This window comes from Yoonia vestfoldensis DSM 16212, assembly GCF_000382265.1.
Taxonomy (GTDB): domain Bacteria; phylum Pseudomonadota; class Alphaproteobacteria; order Rhodobacterales; family Rhodobacteraceae; genus Yoonia; species Yoonia vestfoldensis.
This window is the reverse complement of the sequence record NZ_KB907976.1, coordinates 50,476-66,641: the sequence shown is the minus strand read 5'-3', so window position 1 is coordinate 66,641 and position 16,166 is coordinate 50,476. Positions and strand designations below refer to the sequence as shown.

Sequence of the window (16,166 nt, the reverse complement as noted above, 5' to 3'; positions counted from 1 at the left end):
CGTTAGAACAATCCCTGCGCCCGAAAGCTGATTTCGCAGGATTTTCCGATGATCAGATGGTCGTGCACCGTCATGCCCAATGTGCCCGCCGCATCGCTGATCTGGCGGGTCATGGCGATATCGGCCTGTGATGGCGTCGGGTCACCGGACGGGTGGTTATGCACAAGGATCATGGAGGCCGCGTTCAGTTCCAGCGCGCGTTTCACAACCTCGCGCGGGTAGACGGGCACATGGTCCAGCGTGCCCTTGGCCTGTTCTTCGTCGGCGATCAGGACATTTTTCGTGTCGAGAAACAGGATGCGGAACTGTTCGGTGTCCCGGTGCGCCATGACGGTGTGGCAATAGGTCAGCAGGGCGTCCCAGCTAGACACCACATGCCGCTGCATCACCCGCGCGCGCGCCAGCCTGTGGGCTGCGGCTTCGACGATCTTCAGCTCCAGCGCGACGGCGGGTCCGGCACCCGGTACCTGCCCAATCTGCGCGACACTGGCCGACAAGACCCTGTTGAAATCGCCAAAATGGTCGATCAATGCCCGCGCAAGTGGTTTGACATCCTGCCGCGGGATGGCGCGGAACAGCACGAGTTCCAGCAATTCGTAATCGGGGATCGCCGTCGGACCGCCCGACAGGAACCTGTCGCGCAGCCGTTGGCGGTGGTCGCGCAGGTAGGACGGCAGTTTTCCCGCTGGCGGGCTATCGGTTTCAGGGAACAGGCTGCGCGATTCGGCAAAATGGGTCATGCCCCATCATGCCGGATCGCCGATTACTGCTTGGTTAACTCTTCATCGAATCCCAGAAGGATTTGACGCTGTCAAAGAAACTGGACCCTTGCGGGTTGTTATCCTCGCTCAGCTTGTCGAATTCCTTGAGGATTTCGCGTTGCCGCGCAGTCAGTTTTACCGGCGTTTCGACCGCGAGTTCGATCATCATGTCGCCACTGCCACCCCCGCGTAGCGCCGGCATCCCCTTGCCGCGCAGGCGCATCTGGCGACCGGATTGCGACCCTTCGGGCACTTTCACGCGGCTGCGGCCACCGTCGATCGTCGGCACCTCGATTTCGCCGCCAAGGGCTGCGGTCGCGATCGACACCGGCACGCGGCAATAAAGGTTCAACCCCTCGCGTTCGAACAAGGGATGGCTGTTCACTTCGATGAAGATATAAAGATCGCCCGGCGGGCCGCCGCGCACGCCAGCCTCGCCTTCGCCGCTCAGGCGGATGCGGGTGCCGGTTTCGACGCCTGCGGGGATATTGACCGACAGTGACTTTTCCTTTTCGACACGGCCTGCACCGTGGCAGACCTTGCACTTGTCTTTGATGGTCTGGCCCATGCCGCTGCATGTCGGGCAGGTGCGTTCGACGGTAAAGAATCCCTGTTGCGCACGGACTTTGCCCATGCCGTTGCAGGTCGGACAAACCTGCGGTTCAGAACTGCCTTCAGCCCCGGTGCCCGAACAGGCACCGCAAGAAACGGCGGTCGTGACGCTGATTGTCTTTTGCAGACCGGCATAGGCGTCTTCGAGGTTGATGCGCAGGTTGTAGCGCAGGTCGCTGCCGCGCTGGGCACCGCTGCGCCGACCGCCACCGCGCCCGCCCATGAAATCACCGAAAAGATCGTCGAACACGTCGGAAAAGGCGCTGGCAAAGTCGCCCTGTCCGGCACCACGCGGCCCGCCACCAGCGCTGGCCCCCATGCCATTTTCAAACGCGGCATGGCCATAACGGTCATAGGCCGCTTTTTTATTGGCGTCCTTCAGGACCTCATAGGCTTCGTTCGCTTCCTTGAACTGCGCCTCTGCCTTGGGATTGTCGGCGTTGCGGTCGGGGTGCAATTCCTTGGCCTTCTGACGATAGGCCTTTTTGATGGCGTCGGCGTCAGCACCCTTGGCGATACCCAGCACATCGTAATAATCGCGTTTTGCCATGATCAGTTTCCCCTTTGGGAACAGAAAAAGACCGGCCCGGTGTGGGGCCGGTCCATTTCCTGCACCGCCAAATTAATTGCGGCGCTTGTCGTCATCCAGGTCTTCGAAATCTGCGTCGAGGATGTCGTCATCGGCACCGCGGCGCTCAGGCTCTGCATCGCCGGATTCTTCCTGGCTGGCCTTGTAGATCGCCTCGCCAAGCTTCATCGCGGCTTCGGTCACGTTCTGCACGCCGGATTTGATCTTGCCGGCGTTGTCGCCTTCCAGATCGTCCTTGAGTGCTGCAATCGCCAGTTCGATGGCTTCGATCGTGGTGGGATCGACCTTGTCGGCATGTTCTTCCATCGACTTTTCGGTCGAGTGGATCAGGCTTTCGGCCTGGTTTTTCGCTTCGACCAGCTCGCGACGGGCTTTGTCAGCCTCGGCATTCGCCTCGGCGTCCTTGACCATTGCCTCGATATCGTCGTCCGACAGACCACCAGAGGCCTGGATCGTGATCTTCTGTTCCTTGCCGGTGCCTTTGTCCTTGGCGCCGACTTCCACGATGCCGTTGGCGTCGATGTCGAAGGTCACCTCGATCTGGGGCATGCCGCGGGGGGCTGGCGGAATGTTTTCAAGGTTGAACTGGCCCAACATCTTGTTGTCGGCGGCCATTTCACGTTCGCCCTGAAACACCCGCAAGGTCACGGCATTCTGGTTGTCTTCGGCGGTCGAGAAGACCTGAGACTTTTTGGTAGGGATCGTCGTGTTACGGTCGATCAGGCGGGTGAACACGCCACCCAGCGTTTCGATCCCGAGCGACAAAGGCGTCACGTCGAGCAGGACCACGTCCTTGACGTCGCCTTGCAGAACGCCGGCCTGAATGGCGGCACCCATGGCGACGACTTCGTCAGGGTTCACACCCTGATGCGGTTCCTTGCCAAAGAACTTGGACACTTCTTCCTTGACCTTGGGCATGCGGGTCATGCCGCCGACCAGAACGACCTCGTCGATGTCGGATGTGGACAGGCCCGCATCCTTGATCGCGGCCTGGCAAGGCTTCAGCGACGCCTTGATCAGATCGCCGACAAGGCTTTCCAGCTTGGCACGGGTCAGTTTCATGACCATATGCAGCGGCTGGCCGTTCGACCCCATCGAGATGAATGGCTGGTTGATTTCGGTGCTGGACGACGAGGACAGTTCGATCTTGGCTTTTTCAGCAGCTTCCTTCAGACGCTGAAGGGCCATCTTGTCCTTGGTCAGATCGACGGCGTTCTCTTTCTTGAACTCGTCGGCAAGGTAGTTGACGATCCGCATGTCGAAATCTTCACCGCCAAGGAAAGTGTCGCCGTTGGTGGATTTCACTTCGAACAGGCCGTCGTCGATTTCCAGAATGGTCACGTCGAAAGTACCGCCGCCAAGGTCATAGACCGCGATGGTTTTGCTTTCTTTCTTGTCGAGACCATAGGCCAGCGCCGCAGCTGTCGGTTCGTTGATGATGCGCAGCACTTCCAGACCGGCAATTTTACCGGCGTCCTTGGTGGCCTGACGCTGGGCGTCGTTGAAATAGGCGGGCACGGTGATGACGGCTTGCGTCACTTCTTCGCCAAGATAGCTTTCGGCGGTTTCTTTCATCTTGCCGAGGATGAACGCGGAAATCTGGCTGGGCGAATATTTCTCGCCACGCGCCTGCACCCAAGCGTCGCCATTGCCACCGTCAACGACGGTGAATGGCATGTTCTTTTTGTCCTTGGCAAGATCGGCGTCGTCAAAGCGGCGCCCGATCAGGCGCTTGACGGCGAAAATCGTGTTTTCGGGGTTGGTTACGGCCTGGCGTTTCGCAGGCTGACCGACAAGGCGTTCGTCGTCGGTGAAGGCGACGATCGACGGCGTCGTGCGCGCGCCTTCGGCGTTTTCGATCACGCGGGGCTTAGACCCGTCCATGATCGCGATACAGGAGTTGGTCGTCCCAAGGTCGATACCAATCACTTTGGCCATTTTTCAAATCCCTCTACTTTAGGCGGTTTGAGCAGCGCGAACCCATTTCGGCACCCGCGCCAGTTTCATGCGTGTCACAGCGTCGATCACTGACCCGACGTTGGCGTGTATATAGGTGCGCCATATGGGGGCTGCAACAGTAACGGACGCGGCAAAAGCGTAAAAACTATACTTTCGAAGACCCGAGGGCCCGATCCAGTGGTCCTGGTGCAGCGGCGGAACGGTGGCCTTCGTGCACCATTTGGAAACAAAGAGCGTGCTGCCGCAGAAACGAACGATTTTAGGCTCAATTGAGGCGTTTTTCGTGCCCCAATCAGAGACAAAGTTTTCCAAGGAGTACGACCATATGACAAAGCAATCTCTATTTCGCTGGCCTGCGACGCTCGCGCTCGGGACGGGGGTCTGTCTGTCACTTGCGACAGCCGTTGCCGCACAAGACGTGACGCTGAACAGTCTTGACGGCGAACTGACCCTGCGCGGAGAATTGTTGTCGTATGACGGATCGGTCTACGTTCTCGGCACTGTTTTCGGATCGCTTGAAGTGAACGCCTTTCTGGTGACCTGCGACGGTGAAGCCTGCCCCGAGATCGACACCACTGCCGAAAGCTTTGCGATCGCCGGTTCGGCGGGGCTCATCTCTGGCGTGTTCAGCGACCTGATCACCGCGTTCAGCGCAGACTTTGGCGGTGCTGCGAATGTCACCGGGCAGTCAGGCAATACAACGACGATCAGCCTGCTGGACGAAGCCGAAAGAGAAGCCGCGTCAATCACGCTGGCGGCTGTCGGGTCGGCGCAAGGCATCGCCGATGTCATTGCTGGCAATGCGGCTTTGGCCGTTTCGACCCGCGCCGTATCAGAGGCGGAAGGACGCGCTTTTGCGAGCGCCGGAAAGGGCGATCCGACCACAGAAGAACAGCAGACGATTTTCGCGCTGGATGCGCTGGTCGCGATCACATCGCAGTCAAACCCGGTCCGTGCCATTTCCGAGGCCGACCTGGCCCGTATCTTTGCCGGTGAGGTTACGAATTGGGCCGATGTCGGCGGTCCGTCCGCGCGGATCAACGTCTATGGCCGCGACCCCGAAAGCGGTACGGGCGTGGTTTTCGATCAATTGGTCATGGAACCGGCCGGACTGCGCGTCTCTGATACCACCCTGCGCACCGAAACAGATGCTGCCCTCGCAGAGGCCGTTGCGTCCGACCCGCTTGGCATCGGCGTGACCAGCCTTGCCGATGCCGGTGATGCCAAGATTCTGGCTGTCCGCGGCGTTTGCGGCATTCAGGTGCAGGCCACGCCGTTCACCATCAAGACCGAAGAATACCCGTTGAGCCGCCGGCTTTATGCCTACAGCGACAACGCGACGGCACCGGCGCAATTGACCCGGTTGATGCAGTTCCTTGAAACGCCAGCCGCACAAGCCGTGGTCAGCGATGCGGGATATGTCGATCTGGGCATTTCGTTCCAGTCCAACAACGAACAGGGCCTGCGGTATCTTGCGTCGATCCTGACCGATGATGTCGAAGTCACCCTGCCGCAGCTGCGCGAAATGACACAATCTCTGACGGCGGCTGACCGTTCGTCGATCACTTTCCGCTTTGCGTTGGGGTCGTCGCAGCTTGATGCGCGTGCGCAGGATGACATCGTGCGCCTTGCCAACCTGCTTGCCACCAGCGACATCACCAACAAAGAGCTTTTGTTGATCGGCTACACGGATTCCATCGGTGACGGTGACTCCAACCTCGCTCTCAGCCAGCAGCGCGCCGAGGAGGTCCGTCAGGCACTGTTCGCTGTTGCACCGTCGCTTGCGTCCGATGACCTGCCTGTACGCGCCGTGGGCTTTGGGGAAATCTCTCCTCTCAGCTGCAACGAAACGGCCAATGGCCGCCGCATCAACCGGCGTGTCGAAGTCTGGTTGCGTGATGTCGTCACCGAATCCCGCTGAACCCGGCCAGACAACGTACAGGAGCTTGACGATGACAAAGAACTTGATCGCGGCCGGAGCCATCTTGGTTGCAATGATGCATCCAGCGGCGGCACAGCAGACCGGATTTTCGGATGCTGTCAACTTGTGGCTGTCCGGTGATGACGCCAACGGCCTGCCCGCCCTTGCCGTAGAGGCCCGCAATGGCGACACAACGGCCCAGTTGATCCTGGGTCAGGTGGACCGTGACACCATCCCCGGCGGCTATTCCGATTTCCTTCTGGGCCTGACGCGCGAGGAACGGGCCGAACTGCTGCGTTTCGTCAGTGATGACGGCTCGACCGTCAACTGGTTGCTGACGCTGGAAGGCACTTCCAATGCGGCACTGGGCGATGCCTTGTTCTGGTACGAGGCCAACCTCGACCCGATCGATTCGGCAGCGGATCTGCAATCCGTCGACGAAAAGTCGAAGGCCGAGTGGATTTTGTGGCGCACGCTGAACAACGGGTATTTCAACCTGATCCAGTCGCTTCCTGCCGAGAACGCGGAACTGGCGCAGGTCGGTTTCATGACCTGGCTGACCGATTACTTTGCCAGCGAAAACCGCACGATCAGCATGAGCCGCTTTCTGGCGGACGAAAGCCCTGAAAAGGTGCCGGGTCTGCTGGCTTTGAAGCGGCTGGAACGCGTTCTGGGGCTGAGCGGCAACTTTTCCGTGGGCCTGAACGAGTTGATCGAGGTTGTTCGCGGACGCGGCAACAGGCTTCCTGCCACTGCTGACCTTGTGACGCTGGACGCGAGCCTTACCCGGCTGGGAGAGGTCGATCCAAGGGTCGGCGTCATCAACCGCATGTGCGATATCTGCCCCGACGCGGCTGCCGATTACCAGTGCAAGATCCAGACCTTCGAGATCATCGGCGGCTATGAGACCCTGTTGGCCGTGCGATCCCCGGCCGAAGCCGCCGTTCCTGCGGATGTGTATCTTGCATCCGATCGGGCAGTCACGTCGCTGACCGACCTTGTCCGGGGACGCGCGCCGTCCGACCTGACGCGGGTGCGCTCGACCTGCCTGCAATCTCTGATCAGCGCCGGTCAGTGAACGAAGATTCGACATGCCCCGCGTCCGGGGCATGTCGGCCATCATCCTAGCGTGCGGCGAACCAGCTGATCGACACGCTTTTGCGGGTGTAGAATTCGCCCATCAGCCCGATCATGATCAGCGCCAGCGACACATAGATCGGATATGTGACGGATGTCACATGCGGATTGTAATGCAGAAACACATGGCCGCGCGACTGGTCGATGATGTGAAACAACGGGTTCCAGTCGAACAGCGCGACAGTGGTCGCAGGCAGCGTATTCACGACGAACATCTTGCCCGAAGCGATCATGTTCATCCGGATGTAAAGGTTCCGCAAAAGCCCGGCGAAATCGGGAATCCACGGGTTCAGCGCCAGAAACACCATGCCCACCGCAATGCCAAAGAACCAAGCCAGGAGCAGCATACCCAAGGCGCCGATCGGTTCATGGATCGAAATGGGCGTGATCACGATATGATAAAACGACAGGATCACCGTCATCGCGAAGATCTGCTGATACAGCGTCGACAAGGCCGAGGCGACGATGGAGATCAGCGTATTCATGGGCGTGTGCAACATCATCGGACCAAGCGGATTGCCCCCGCCTGCGACCGCTGCGACGGTCTTGATGTGGGTCATGTACATAAAGATGCCCGACATGATGAACAGCAGAAAATCGCCCCTGATCGGCGCGGTACGCACGCCAAGCAGCGTGAACATAAGCAAGAAAACCCCTACCATGACAAGGCTTTGCAGGGTGGTCAGCACCATCCCTACGACTGCATTCCGGTGGCTCGACCGCAGATTGCGCACGATCGAATGATACGTCACCTCTGCCATGGCAAAGATGGTGCGGGTGTTTGACTTTGTATCGGGGGCGCGAAACATGCGGGACTTTCACAAAGGATCAGCAAACTGTCGCAAGACAGCCCATTGCCTAACGTGGAACCATAAGGCAGTGATGTTCCCAATTCAACAAGAGGCCTGACAATGGATTTTGAACTGCTGATCACCGTGATGCGCCGCGCAGCGCTGGAGGCGGGCGATGCGATCATGCAGGTCTATGCCGCCGATGATTTCGACGTGCGCGCCAAAAGCGATGACAGCCCTGTGACCGCCGCTGACGAGGCTGCCGATGCGATCATCAGCGGCGCTTTGCGTGCCGCCTTTCCGGATGTCGCTCTGGTGACGGAAGAACAGGCCGCGACCCATGCCGAACAGGCAAGCACGTTCTTCATCGTCGATCCGTTGGACGGCACCAAGGAATTCGTCCAGCGGCGTGGCGATTTCACTGTCAATATCGCCTATGTCGTGGACGGCGTGCCCTTGCGTGGCATTGTCTATGCCCCCGCGCGCGACCGCTTGTTCTATACCGACGCCTCTGGCCGATCGGTCGAGGAGACGGGGGCCTTTGCCAAGGACTCCGCAGGGGAGCTGCGCCCGATTTCAGTGTCTAAACCGGACAATTCCGCGCTGATGGTGGTCGCGTCGAAATCGCACCGCGATCAGGCGACGGATGATTACATCGGCAAATATCGGGTCCGCGACATGACCAGCGCGGGATCGTCGCTGAAATTCTGCCTTGTCGCCACGGGCGAGGCCGATCTTTACCCCCGCCTTGGCCGCACGATGGAATGGGACACGGCTGCGGGTCATGCCGTGCTGTCGGGTGCAGGCGGGTTCGTCGTGCGCTTTGACGACCATCAGCCATTAACCTATGGGAAACCGGGTTTTGATAACCCGTTCTTCATCGCCGCAGCCCCCGGCGTGAAACTGGAAACTGCCTGATGCCCGTCCTGATCGTCATTCCTGCGCGCTATGCCTCGACACGTTACCCCGGCAAGCCGCTGGTCGCGCTGACCGGTGCGACCGGTGTCGCCAAGACGCTGATCCGCCGGTCATGGGATGCGGCAATGGCGGTGGATGGTATCGACCGCGTGGTCGTCGCCACCGACGATGACCGGATCGCCGATGCCGCGCGCGGTTTCGGGGCAGAGGTCGTGATGACCGCTGCAACCTGCGCCAATGGCACCGAACGCTGCGCCGAAGCGGTGGAAACCCTGGGCGGCGGCTATGACATTGTCGTTAACCTGCAAGGCGACGCGCCCCTGACACCCGCCTGGTTCATCAGCGATCTGGTCGCGGGCCTGCGCGCCAATCCACAGGCCGATGTGGCCACGCCTGTCCTGCGCACCGAAGGGCAGATGCTGACTGCTCTGCTACAGGACCGGCGCGAGGGGCGCGTCGGTGGCACCACGGCCGTGTTCGGTGCGGATCACAACGCGCTTTATTTCTCGAAAGAGGTGATCCCGTTCACCGGCCGCAGCTATGCGCCAACCGATCAAACACCCGTTTTTCACCATGTGGGTGTTTACGCTTATCGGCCGGACGCTTTGCGCGACTATGCCCGCTGGCCACAAGGCCCGCTGGAACAGCTGGAAGGGCTGGAACAACTGCGTTTTCTTGAACGCGGTGTGTCGATGCTCTGCGTCGAGGTTGCGGCGAAAGGGCGCGAATTCTGGGAACTCAACAACCCTGAAGACGTTGTTCGAATAGAAACAATGTTGCGCCAAATGGCCCGTCCCTGAGGGGAAAGGCACTCGATTGTTGCAATTTCGACTTATTATAGCCCCGAAAACGGGGTAACTTCGGCCCGTTCGCGGGTCAGCAAAGGCACCAAGATGAAACGTAGAGTTACCAAAGCCATTTTTCCGGTCGCAGGGCTGGGCACAAGGTTCCTGCCCGCGACGAAATCGGTTCCCAAGGAAATCATGACTTTGGTGGATCAGCCGTTGATCCAATACGCCATCGACGAGGCCCGCGCCGCGGGGATCGAGGATTTCATCTTTGTCACCTCGCGGGGGAAATCCGCGCTTGAGGATTATTTCGACCATGCGCCCGATCTGGAAAACGCCCTGCGCGATGGCGGCAAGGATGAGTTGCTGCAAATCCTGCGCAATACCTACATGGAAAGCGGTGCCATCGCCTATATCCGCCAGCACAAACCGCTGGGGCTGGGCCATGCCGTGTCCTGCGCCAGCAAGCTGATCGGCGATGAACCCTTCGCCGTGATCCTGCCTGATGATGTGATCGCCGCCGACAAGCCCTGCCTGCAGCAGATGGTCGAGGCGTATCAGGAAACCGGCGGGTCGATGGTCGCCACGATGGAAGTGCCGCCCGCGAAAACGTCGTCTTACGGCGTGCTGGATATCGCCAGCCAGAAGGGCCAGATCGTGCAGGTCAAGGGCATGGTGGAAAAACCCGCCCAAGGGACGGCTCCGTCCAACCTTGCGGTGATCGGGCGCTACATCTTGACACCCGATGTGATGCAAAGCCTGGACAGCGTCGACCGTGGCGCGGGCGGGGAAATCCAGCTGACCGATGCGATCGCAAAGGAAATCAGCGCGGGCCGCGATGTGTTCGGCTACCGATTCGACGGGCAGCGTTTCGATTGCGGGTCTAAAGCAGGCTTTTTGCAGGCAACCGTTGCCTTTGCGCTGGCGCGCAGCGACCTGCGCGACGAATTGTCTGCTTTCCTTGCCGATATGCAGGCCAGCCGCAACGCGGCCCAATAACCGGCGGCGCAGGATCACCTTCATGCCGCTTGGCGATTTGTGGATGGCATACCGGATGCGCTGGAAACGGCGCCGGTTTCTGTTCCGCATCTGGCGCAAGCGGCGGCAGATCGCGCCGTTGCAGGACAGGACGGCGGCGATCCGACCCGATACCATCCTGTGCTTTGCGACCGTTCGCAACGAAATGGCGCGCCTGCCGCATTTCCTGCAGCATTACCGCAAACTGGGGGTCGGGCATTTCCTGATCGTCGACAACCACAGCGACGACGGCACCGCCGCCTATCTGGCGGCCCAGTCCGACGTGTCCCTTTGGTCGACGCAGCACAGCTACCGGCTGGCGCGGTTCGGGATGGATTGGCTGGGCTGGCTGCAATGGCAATACGGCCACCGGCACTGGTGCCTGACGGTCGATGCCGATGAACTGCTGACATTTCCCCATGCCGACAGCCGTGATCTGGGCGACCTGACGCGCCATCTGGACGCGCGCGGGATCACATCTTTTGGCGCGATCATGCTGGAGATGTATCCGAAGGGGCCCATCGCGGATGTGCTGCACGATCCGGCGGCTGATCTTTTGGAAACGCTGGCATGGTTCGACGCTGACAACTACCGAGAGAAAACTCACCCCATCTATCAGAACCTCTGGATACAGGGTGGCGTGCGCGACCGTGTGTTTTTCGCCGCAAGGCCGGAACGCGCCCCCACGCTGAGCAAGGTGCCGCTGGTGCGCTGGCATTGGCGGCATGTCTATGTCAGCTCGACCCACCAGATGCTGCCGCGCAGGTTGAACCATGTTTTCGACCGCGTGCAGGACAGGCGGGTTACGGGCGTGTTGCTGCACACGAAATTCTTGCCCGACATCATGCCCAAATCCCAAGAGGAACTGACCCGCCGCCAGCATTTCGAGAACAGCGACCTTTACACGACGTACCATCAGCATCTGGCGCAGGGACCGGACCTTTGGTGCCCGCAATCCCGCCACTATGACGGATGGGAGCAGTTGACGGCGCTTGGCCTCATGTCCAAAGGTGACTGGGATTGATATGACCCTGTTTGAAAAGTAGCCAAAGGCATCACCCGATTGGGATTTCTGACATCATACCGGCTGCGTTTGTACCGCAAACGATGGAAGCTGCGGGCCATGTTGAAGGCGCGCGAACTGCGGGCGGTTCAGAATCGCACCGGCAAAATCCGACAAGACGATGTGCTTTTGTTCTGCACCTTTCGCAACGAAGACCAGCGGCTGCCCTATTTCCTGCAATATTATCGCGATCTGGGCGTTGACCATTTCCTGATGGTCGACAACGACAGTGATGACGGCGGGCAGGACTTTGCGGCCGGACAGCCCGATGTGTCTTTGTGGCACACCAAGGCGGGCTATGGCGCATCGCGATACGGGGTCGATTGGCTGACCTATCTGCAAGACACGTATGCTCATGATCATTGGGCCCTGACGGTCGATGTCGACGAATTCTTTGTCTACCCGTTCTGCGACACCCGTCCGATCCGGGCGCTGGCGGATTGGCTTGATGCGTCGCAGGTTCGGTCGTTCGGGGCATTGCTGCTGGATATGTACCCCAAAGGTCCGGTCAGCGCGCAGCCATATCTGCGTGGCGATGATCCGTTCAAGATCGCAGCATGGTTCGACACCGGCAATTATGTCATCAACCGCAACGGGCTGTTGCGGAACCTGTGGATTCAGGGCGGTCCGCGTGCCCGCATGTTTTTTGCCAACAAACCGCGTCAGGCACCGGCCTTGAACAAGATCCCCTTTGTGAAATGGCAGCGCGCCTATGCCTATGTCAGTTCAACACACATGATGTTGCCGCGCGGTCTGAACCTTGTCTACGATCAGAATGGTGGCGAAAAAACCTCTGGCGTCTTGCTGCATGCCAAATTCATCGACACCTTCAGCGCCCGCGCGTCACAAGAGGCCGCCCGCGCAGAGCATTATGCCAGCGGGCGAGAATACAAATCCTACGAGGCGCGTCACGGTGCCGACCCCGATTTCTGGTGCGAATGGAGCGAGCGCTACGTCAACTGGCGCCAGCTCGAAGGTCTGGGGCTGATGTCCAAGGGGAACTGGGCATGACACTGGGAGTGGTCATGCTGGTGCATACGGCGTTTGACCGTGCCGAACAGATGATCCGGCATTGGTCTGATGCGGGCTGTCCGGTGGTCGTGCATGTCGACAGGAACGTGGGGCAGGCCACATACGATGCCTTTGTCGCGGCGGTCGCCGATCTTGCGACTGTCAGCTTCAGCCCCCGGTTTCGTGGGGAATGGGGGATGTGGGGTCTGATTGCCGCATCGCAGGCGGCGTCCCGGCAACTGCTGGCCCAGTTTCCCGATATCCGTCATGTCTATCTCGCCTCTGGGGCATGCCTGCCGCTGCGTCCGGTCGCTGAATTACAGGCCTATCTTGATGCAAGGCCGGACACCGACTTTATCGAAAGCGTCACCACCGGGGATGTACAGTGGACAATCGGCGGGCTGGACAGCGAACGATTCACACTGCGGTTTCCGTTTTCATGGAAGCGTCAGCGTCGTTTGTTCGATGTCTTTGTGCTGCTGCAGCAGACGCTGCGTCTCCGGCGTCGGCTGCCCAAGGGGATCGTGCCGCATTTGGGGTCGCAATGGTGGTGCCTGACGCGCAGAACGCTGACAGCGATCCTCGATGACCCGCGCCGTGTTGAATTCGACAGGTACTTTCGGCAGGTCTGGATACCCGACGAATGCTATTATCAGACACTTGTTCGCCTGCACGCGCGGCATATCGAAAGCCGGTCGCTGACGCTGGCCAAATTCGATTTTCAGGGCAAACCGCATATTTTCTATGACGATCATGCAGAGCTTCTGGCGCGGTCCGCCTGCTTTGTCGCGCGCAAGGTCTGGCCACGGGCGGACGGGCTTTATGCGAGGTTTCCCCGCCCCCCTGTTGAAGATCAGGCGCAGCCAGAGCCGCATACAGGCACAATCGACCGCATCTTCGCACAAGCGGTGGATCGTCGTACCAACGGTCGGCGTGGTCTTTACATGCAAAGCCGATTTCCCTTCATGGACCGCGAAAACGGGTTCACCGCTATGCCGTATTCCGTCTTGCAGGGGTTCGACGATATCATTCCCGATTTGGCAGATTGGTTGACGGCGCAGACCCGGGTGATCGCCCATGGCCACCTGTTCGCCCCTGACAGGGTCTATTTTGCGGGCGGTGGAACGACGTATCAGGGGGGGCTGTCGGATAACGCCCGTCTGCGTGACTACAATGCCAAGATGTTTCTGACCAACCTGATCTGGAACGCCCGCGACCAGCATCAATGTTTTCAGTTCGGACCGTCCGACAATCAGCCGATAAAGTGGATGCTGACCAAGGACACGCAAGCGAGCGTCTGGGTCGTGACGGGCGCATGGGCGGTGTCGCTTTTCCGATCGGGCCGGTCCGCCAGCGACGTCAGGTCAGAGGCCGCGCGCCTGCAACAGGTCGAAAACCGCTTTCTCAACGCTTTGCGGTCGCCAGAGGCGCGGTCACGGCGGCACATCATGACGCTGGCGGAATTTCTGGAATCGCCGATTGACGTCTTGCAGGGCATCATGGATGACATGGTCGGGCATCGCGCCGCGACCCTGAAAAAACCGCCTGCCATGGTCGATCTGGATGGATTTGCGCAATTCCTTCAGGATCTCAAGAATCAAGGGATGCACCCCTATCTTGCCGGCGAATTTGCCGCCGGAGACGCGATGCAGACCAGCCGACCCCGTCCGCGCAAACCTTATGTGATCGCAAAGAAATGACCCGGTTCGATTATTTCATCATTCTGGCGGATATGCGGACCGGGTCGAATTTTCTGGAATCGAACCTTGAGGCGCTCGACGGCGTGTCCTGTTTCGGAGAGGCATTCAACCCCGCGTTCGTCGGTTATCCAAAGCGCGAGCCCCTTTTCGGAATGTCCCTGCAGGATCGGGAAAACGACCCCCAAGCCCTGATCGACGCAATCAAGGCGGCGGAAGGTCTCTGCGGCTTTCGTTTTTTTCATAACCATGATCCGCGGGCACTGGACATCTGTCTTGCCGATCCGCGCTGCGCCAAGGTCATCCTGACCCGCAATCCGCTGGATGCCTATGTCAGCCTCAAGATCGCCCATGCGACCGGGCAGTGGAAACTGACCAATGCCACGCATGCCAAGACGCAGCAGATTGCCTTTGACCCGGACGAATTCGCCGCGCATCTGCGGGCGATGCAGGATTTCCAGAGGTTGCTGCTGCATCGCTTGCAGACCACCGGACAAACGGCGTTCTTTGTCGGCTATGACGATCTGCAGGATATCGAGGTTCTGAATGGACTGGCGGCATTTCTGGGGTCATCCGCGCGGTTGGCCAATCTCGACAAAAAGCTGAAAAGGCAAAACCCCGCGCTTTTCGCGGACAAAGTCAGCAACGCCGTGGAGATGGAAAACGCCCTGCGCAACCTTGACCTGCTGGATCTTGGACGCACGCCCAATTTTGAACCGCGCAAGGGCCCCGCGATTCCGACCTATGTTGCGGCGGCGCGGACCGGGCTGATCCACATGCCCTTGCGCTCGGGGCCAGAGGCAGATGTGGCGGACTGGCTTGCCGCATTGGACGATGCGCCGCCCATCAGGGATTTTTCGCAGAAGACACTACGCCAATGGCAGGAAGATCATGCGCCCTTTCGGCGTTTCACAGTCCTGCGGCATCCTGTGGCGCGTGCGCATGTCGCGTATTGCGATCGGATTTTGACCAAGGGACCCGGCCATTTCCCGCGCCTGCGCGAATCGCTGCGCAAGATACACAAACTGCCTGTTCCCGCCGTGGCCCCTGATCTTGACGATCCGGGCGATTATGGTGTCGAAGCGCATCGCGCGGGTTTTACCGCATTTCTGCATTTTCTGCGCAACAACCTTGCTGGTCAGACTAGCATTCGCGTCGATGCCGCCTGGGCAAGCCAGTTGACCCTGTTGCAGGGGATGGCGCAATTCAACCTCCCTGACGTGATCCTGCGCGAAGAACATCTGGGACGCGACCTACCGATATTGGCAGCACAGGTTGGCAGGCCGGATGCGCCCGCGCCTCAGCCCGTTCCGCACCGGCATACCGACTGGCTCTCCGCGATCTACGACACGACGATCGAGGCGGTGGCGCGCGACGCCTATGCGCGTGACTATGAAAGTTTCGGTTTCGGTAACTGGCGCTAGGCAGCTTGCGTGGATTCCACTGCCGTCAGGATCGTGAACAAGGTCACGGGATCACTGTTGGCACGCAATTTCGCGCAGACGGACGCATTGCGGAACGTGCGCGACACCAGCGCCAGCGCCTTGAGATGTTCCACGCCGGCGCTTTCGGGCGCGATCAGCGCAAAAACAAGATCGACTGGCTGCCGGTCCACGGCATCGAAGTTGAGCGGTTTTTCAAGCCGCAGGAAAAGCCCCTTGACCTCATCCACCCCGGCCAGCCGCGCATGCGGCAAGGCCACGCCATGCCCGACACCCGTGGGGCCAAGGTTTTCGCGTTCGATCAGCGCGTCGATGACGGCGGATGGTTTCAACCCGTAACAGGTTTCCGCCATCTCGCCGATATCGTGAAAAAGCCGCTTCTTGCTGGTGCAGGATGCAATCGTCTTGACGGCGTTCGACTGCAAGATCTGGCTGAGTTGCATATTGCGTCTTTCTTGTT

Annotated in this window: 15 protein-coding genes; 9 read left to right on the top strand and 6 right to left on the bottom strand. The window is 59.7% G+C overall.

All coding sequences use genetic code 11. The features are described from left to right. Positions 1–2: 2 nt before the first annotated feature. The 4 genes from radC to H147_RS20930 all read right to left on the bottom strand — a co-directional run bounded on the left by radC (position 3) and on the right by H147_RS20930 (position 4,233). Positions 3–740: a RadC family protein gene (radC, locus tag H147_RS0105000; RefSeq protein WP_019954253.1), complete on the bottom strand. Its 738-nt coding sequence runs from the start codon at positions 738–740 to the stop codon at positions 3–5. A 34-nt stretch (positions 741–774) separates the two neighbouring features. After that, the gene (gene dnaJ, locus H147_RS0104995; protein ID WP_019954252.1) at positions 775–1,923 is read right to left on the bottom strand and encodes a molecular chaperone DnaJ; all 1,149 of its coding nucleotides are present in this window, start codon (positions 1,921–1,923) and stop codon (positions 775–777) included. A 72-nt stretch (positions 1,924–1,995) separates the two neighbouring features. Continuing rightward, entirely contained in the window at positions 1,996–3,900 is a 1,905-nt protein-coding gene (gene dnaK, locus H147_RS0104990; RefSeq protein WP_019954251.1) for a molecular chaperone DnaK, read from the bottom strand. A gap of 18 nt (positions 3,901–3,918) precedes the next feature. Next, the gene (locus H147_RS20930; protein WP_162561633.1) at positions 3,919–4,233 is read right to left on the bottom strand and encodes a hypothetical protein; all 315 of its coding nucleotides are present in this window, start codon (positions 4,231–4,233) and stop codon (positions 3,919–3,921) included. Positions 4,234–4,246: 13 nt separating this feature from the next. On the opposite strand from H147_RS20930, the gene H147_RS0104985 reads away from it, so the two are divergent. Further along, a complete protein-coding gene (locus H147_RS0104985; protein ID WP_019954250.1) occupies positions 4,247–5,842 on the top strand; it encodes a phosphate ABC transporter substrate-binding/OmpA family protein in 1,596 nt (531 codons plus the stop codon). Between the two features lie 31 nt (positions 5,843–5,873). Beyond that, positions 5,874–6,920, top strand: coding sequence for a hypothetical protein (locus H147_RS0104980; protein ID WP_019954249.1), 1,047 nt, complete (start codon positions 5,874–5,876; stop codon positions 6,918–6,920). Positions 6,921–6,966: 46 nt separating this feature from the next. On the opposite strand, the gene H147_RS0104975 is transcribed toward H147_RS0104980, so the two are convergent. After that, complete coding sequence (locus H147_RS0104975) at positions 6,967–7,788, bottom strand: ABC transporter permease (protein WP_019954248.1); 822 nt, start codon at positions 7,786–7,788, stop codon at positions 6,967–6,969. A 102-nt stretch (positions 7,789–7,890) separates the two neighbouring features. On the opposite strand from H147_RS0104975, the gene cysQ reads away from it, so the two are divergent. From cysQ to H147_RS0104940, 7 genes are all read left to right on the top strand, one after another. Continuing rightward, positions 7,891–8,688, top strand: a complete 798-nt coding sequence (cysQ, locus tag H147_RS0104970) for a 3'(2'),5'-bisphosphate nucleotidase CysQ (protein ID WP_019954247.1) — start codon at positions 7,891–7,893, stop codon at positions 8,686–8,688. Further along, positions 8,688–9,488: a 3-deoxy-manno-octulosonate cytidylyltransferase gene (locus H147_RS0104965; RefSeq protein WP_019954246.1), complete on the top strand. Its 801-nt coding sequence runs from the start codon at positions 8,688–8,690 to the stop codon at positions 9,486–9,488. The genes cysQ and H147_RS0104965 overlap by 1 nt, the downstream gene beginning before the upstream one ends. Before the next feature lie 93 nt (positions 9,489–9,581). Then, complete coding sequence (gene galU / locus H147_RS0104960) at positions 9,582–10,475, top strand: UTP--glucose-1-phosphate uridylyltransferase GalU (protein ID WP_026352260.1); 894 nt, start codon at positions 9,582–9,584, stop codon at positions 10,473–10,475. A 22-nt stretch (positions 10,476–10,497) separates the two neighbouring features. Further along, positions 10,498–11,517, top strand: coding sequence for a glycosyltransferase family 2 protein (locus H147_RS0104955; protein WP_019954244.1), 1,020 nt, complete (start codon positions 10,498–10,500; stop codon positions 11,515–11,517). Positions 11,518–11,616: 99 nt separating this feature from the next. Continuing rightward, entirely contained in the window at positions 11,617–12,567 is a 951-nt protein-coding gene (locus H147_RS0104950) for a glycosyltransferase family 2 protein (RefSeq protein WP_019954243.1), read from the top strand. Continuing rightward, a complete protein-coding gene (locus tag H147_RS0104945; protein WP_026352258.1) occupies positions 12,564–14,267 on the top strand; it encodes a DUF5927 domain-containing protein in 1,704 nt (567 codons plus the stop codon). The genes H147_RS0104950 and H147_RS0104945 overlap by 4 nt, the downstream gene beginning before the upstream one ends. After that, complete coding sequence (locus H147_RS0104940; protein ID WP_019954241.1) at positions 14,264–15,688, top strand: sulfotransferase family 2 domain-containing protein; 1,425 nt, start codon at positions 14,264–14,266, stop codon at positions 15,686–15,688. Before H147_RS0104945 ends, H147_RS0104940 begins: the two co-directional genes overlap by 4 nt. Here H147_RS0104940 and H147_RS0104935 read toward each other — a convergent pair. Then, entirely contained in the window at positions 15,685–16,149 is a 465-nt protein-coding gene (locus H147_RS0104935) for a PTS sugar transporter subunit IIA (RefSeq protein ID WP_019954240.1), read from the bottom strand. The genes H147_RS0104940 and H147_RS0104935 overlap by 4 nt on opposite strands. Between the last annotated feature and the right edge of the window lie 17 nt (positions 16,150–16,166).

What these genes read in the sequence shown, in the direction of transcription:
- H147_RS0104935 (WP_019954240.1), bottom strand. Translation starts at nt 16,149, where the DNA reads ATGCAACTCAGCCAGATCTTGCAGTCGAACGCCGTCAAGACGATTGCA.
- H147_RS0104965 (WP_019954246.1), top strand. Translation starts at nt 8,688, where the DNA reads ATGCCCGTCCTGATCGTCATTCCTGCGCGCTATGCCTCGACACGTTAC.
- cysQ (WP_019954247.1), top strand. Translation starts at nt 7,891, where the DNA reads ATGGATTTTGAACTGCTGATCACCGTGATGCGCCGCGCAGCGCTGGAG.
- galU (WP_026352260.1), top strand. Translation starts at nt 9,582, where the DNA reads ATGAAACGTAGAGTTACCAAAGCCATTTTTCCGGTCGCAGGGCTGGGC.
- radC (WP_019954253.1), bottom strand. Translation starts at nt 740, where the DNA reads ATGACCCATTTTGCCGAATCGCGCAGCCTGTTCCCTGAAACCGATAGC.
- H147_RS0104985 (WP_019954250.1), top strand. Translation starts at nt 4,247, where the DNA reads ATGACAAAGCAATCTCTATTTCGCTGGCCTGCGACGCTCGCGCTCGGG.
- H147_RS0104955 (WP_019954244.1), top strand. Translation starts at nt 10,498, where the DNA reads ATGCCGCTTGGCGATTTGTGGATGGCATACCGGATGCGCTGGAAACGG.
- H147_RS0104945 (WP_026352258.1), top strand. Translation starts at nt 12,564, where the DNA reads ATGACACTGGGAGTGGTCATGCTGGTGCATACGGCGTTTGACCGTGCC.
- H147_RS0104975 (WP_019954248.1), bottom strand. Translation starts at nt 7,788, where the DNA reads ATGTTTCGCGCCCCCGATACAAAGTCAAACACCCGCACCATCTTTGCC.
- dnaJ (WP_019954252.1), bottom strand. Translation starts at nt 1,923, where the DNA reads ATGGCAAAACGCGATTATTACGATGTGCTGGGTATCGCCAAGGGTGCT.
- H147_RS0104950 (WP_019954243.1), top strand. Translation starts at nt 11,617, where the DNA reads ATGTTGAAGGCGCGCGAACTGCGGGCGGTTCAGAATCGCACCGGCAAA.
- dnaK (WP_019954251.1), bottom strand. Translation starts at nt 3,900, where the DNA reads ATGGCCAAAGTGATTGGTATCGACCTTGGGACGACCAACTCCTGTATC.
- H147_RS0104980 (WP_019954249.1), top strand. Translation starts at nt 5,874, where the DNA reads ATGACAAAGAACTTGATCGCGGCCGGAGCCATCTTGGTTGCAATGATG.
- H147_RS0104940 (WP_019954241.1), top strand. Translation starts at nt 14,264, where the DNA reads ATGACCCGGTTCGATTATTTCATCATTCTGGCGGATATGCGGACCGGG.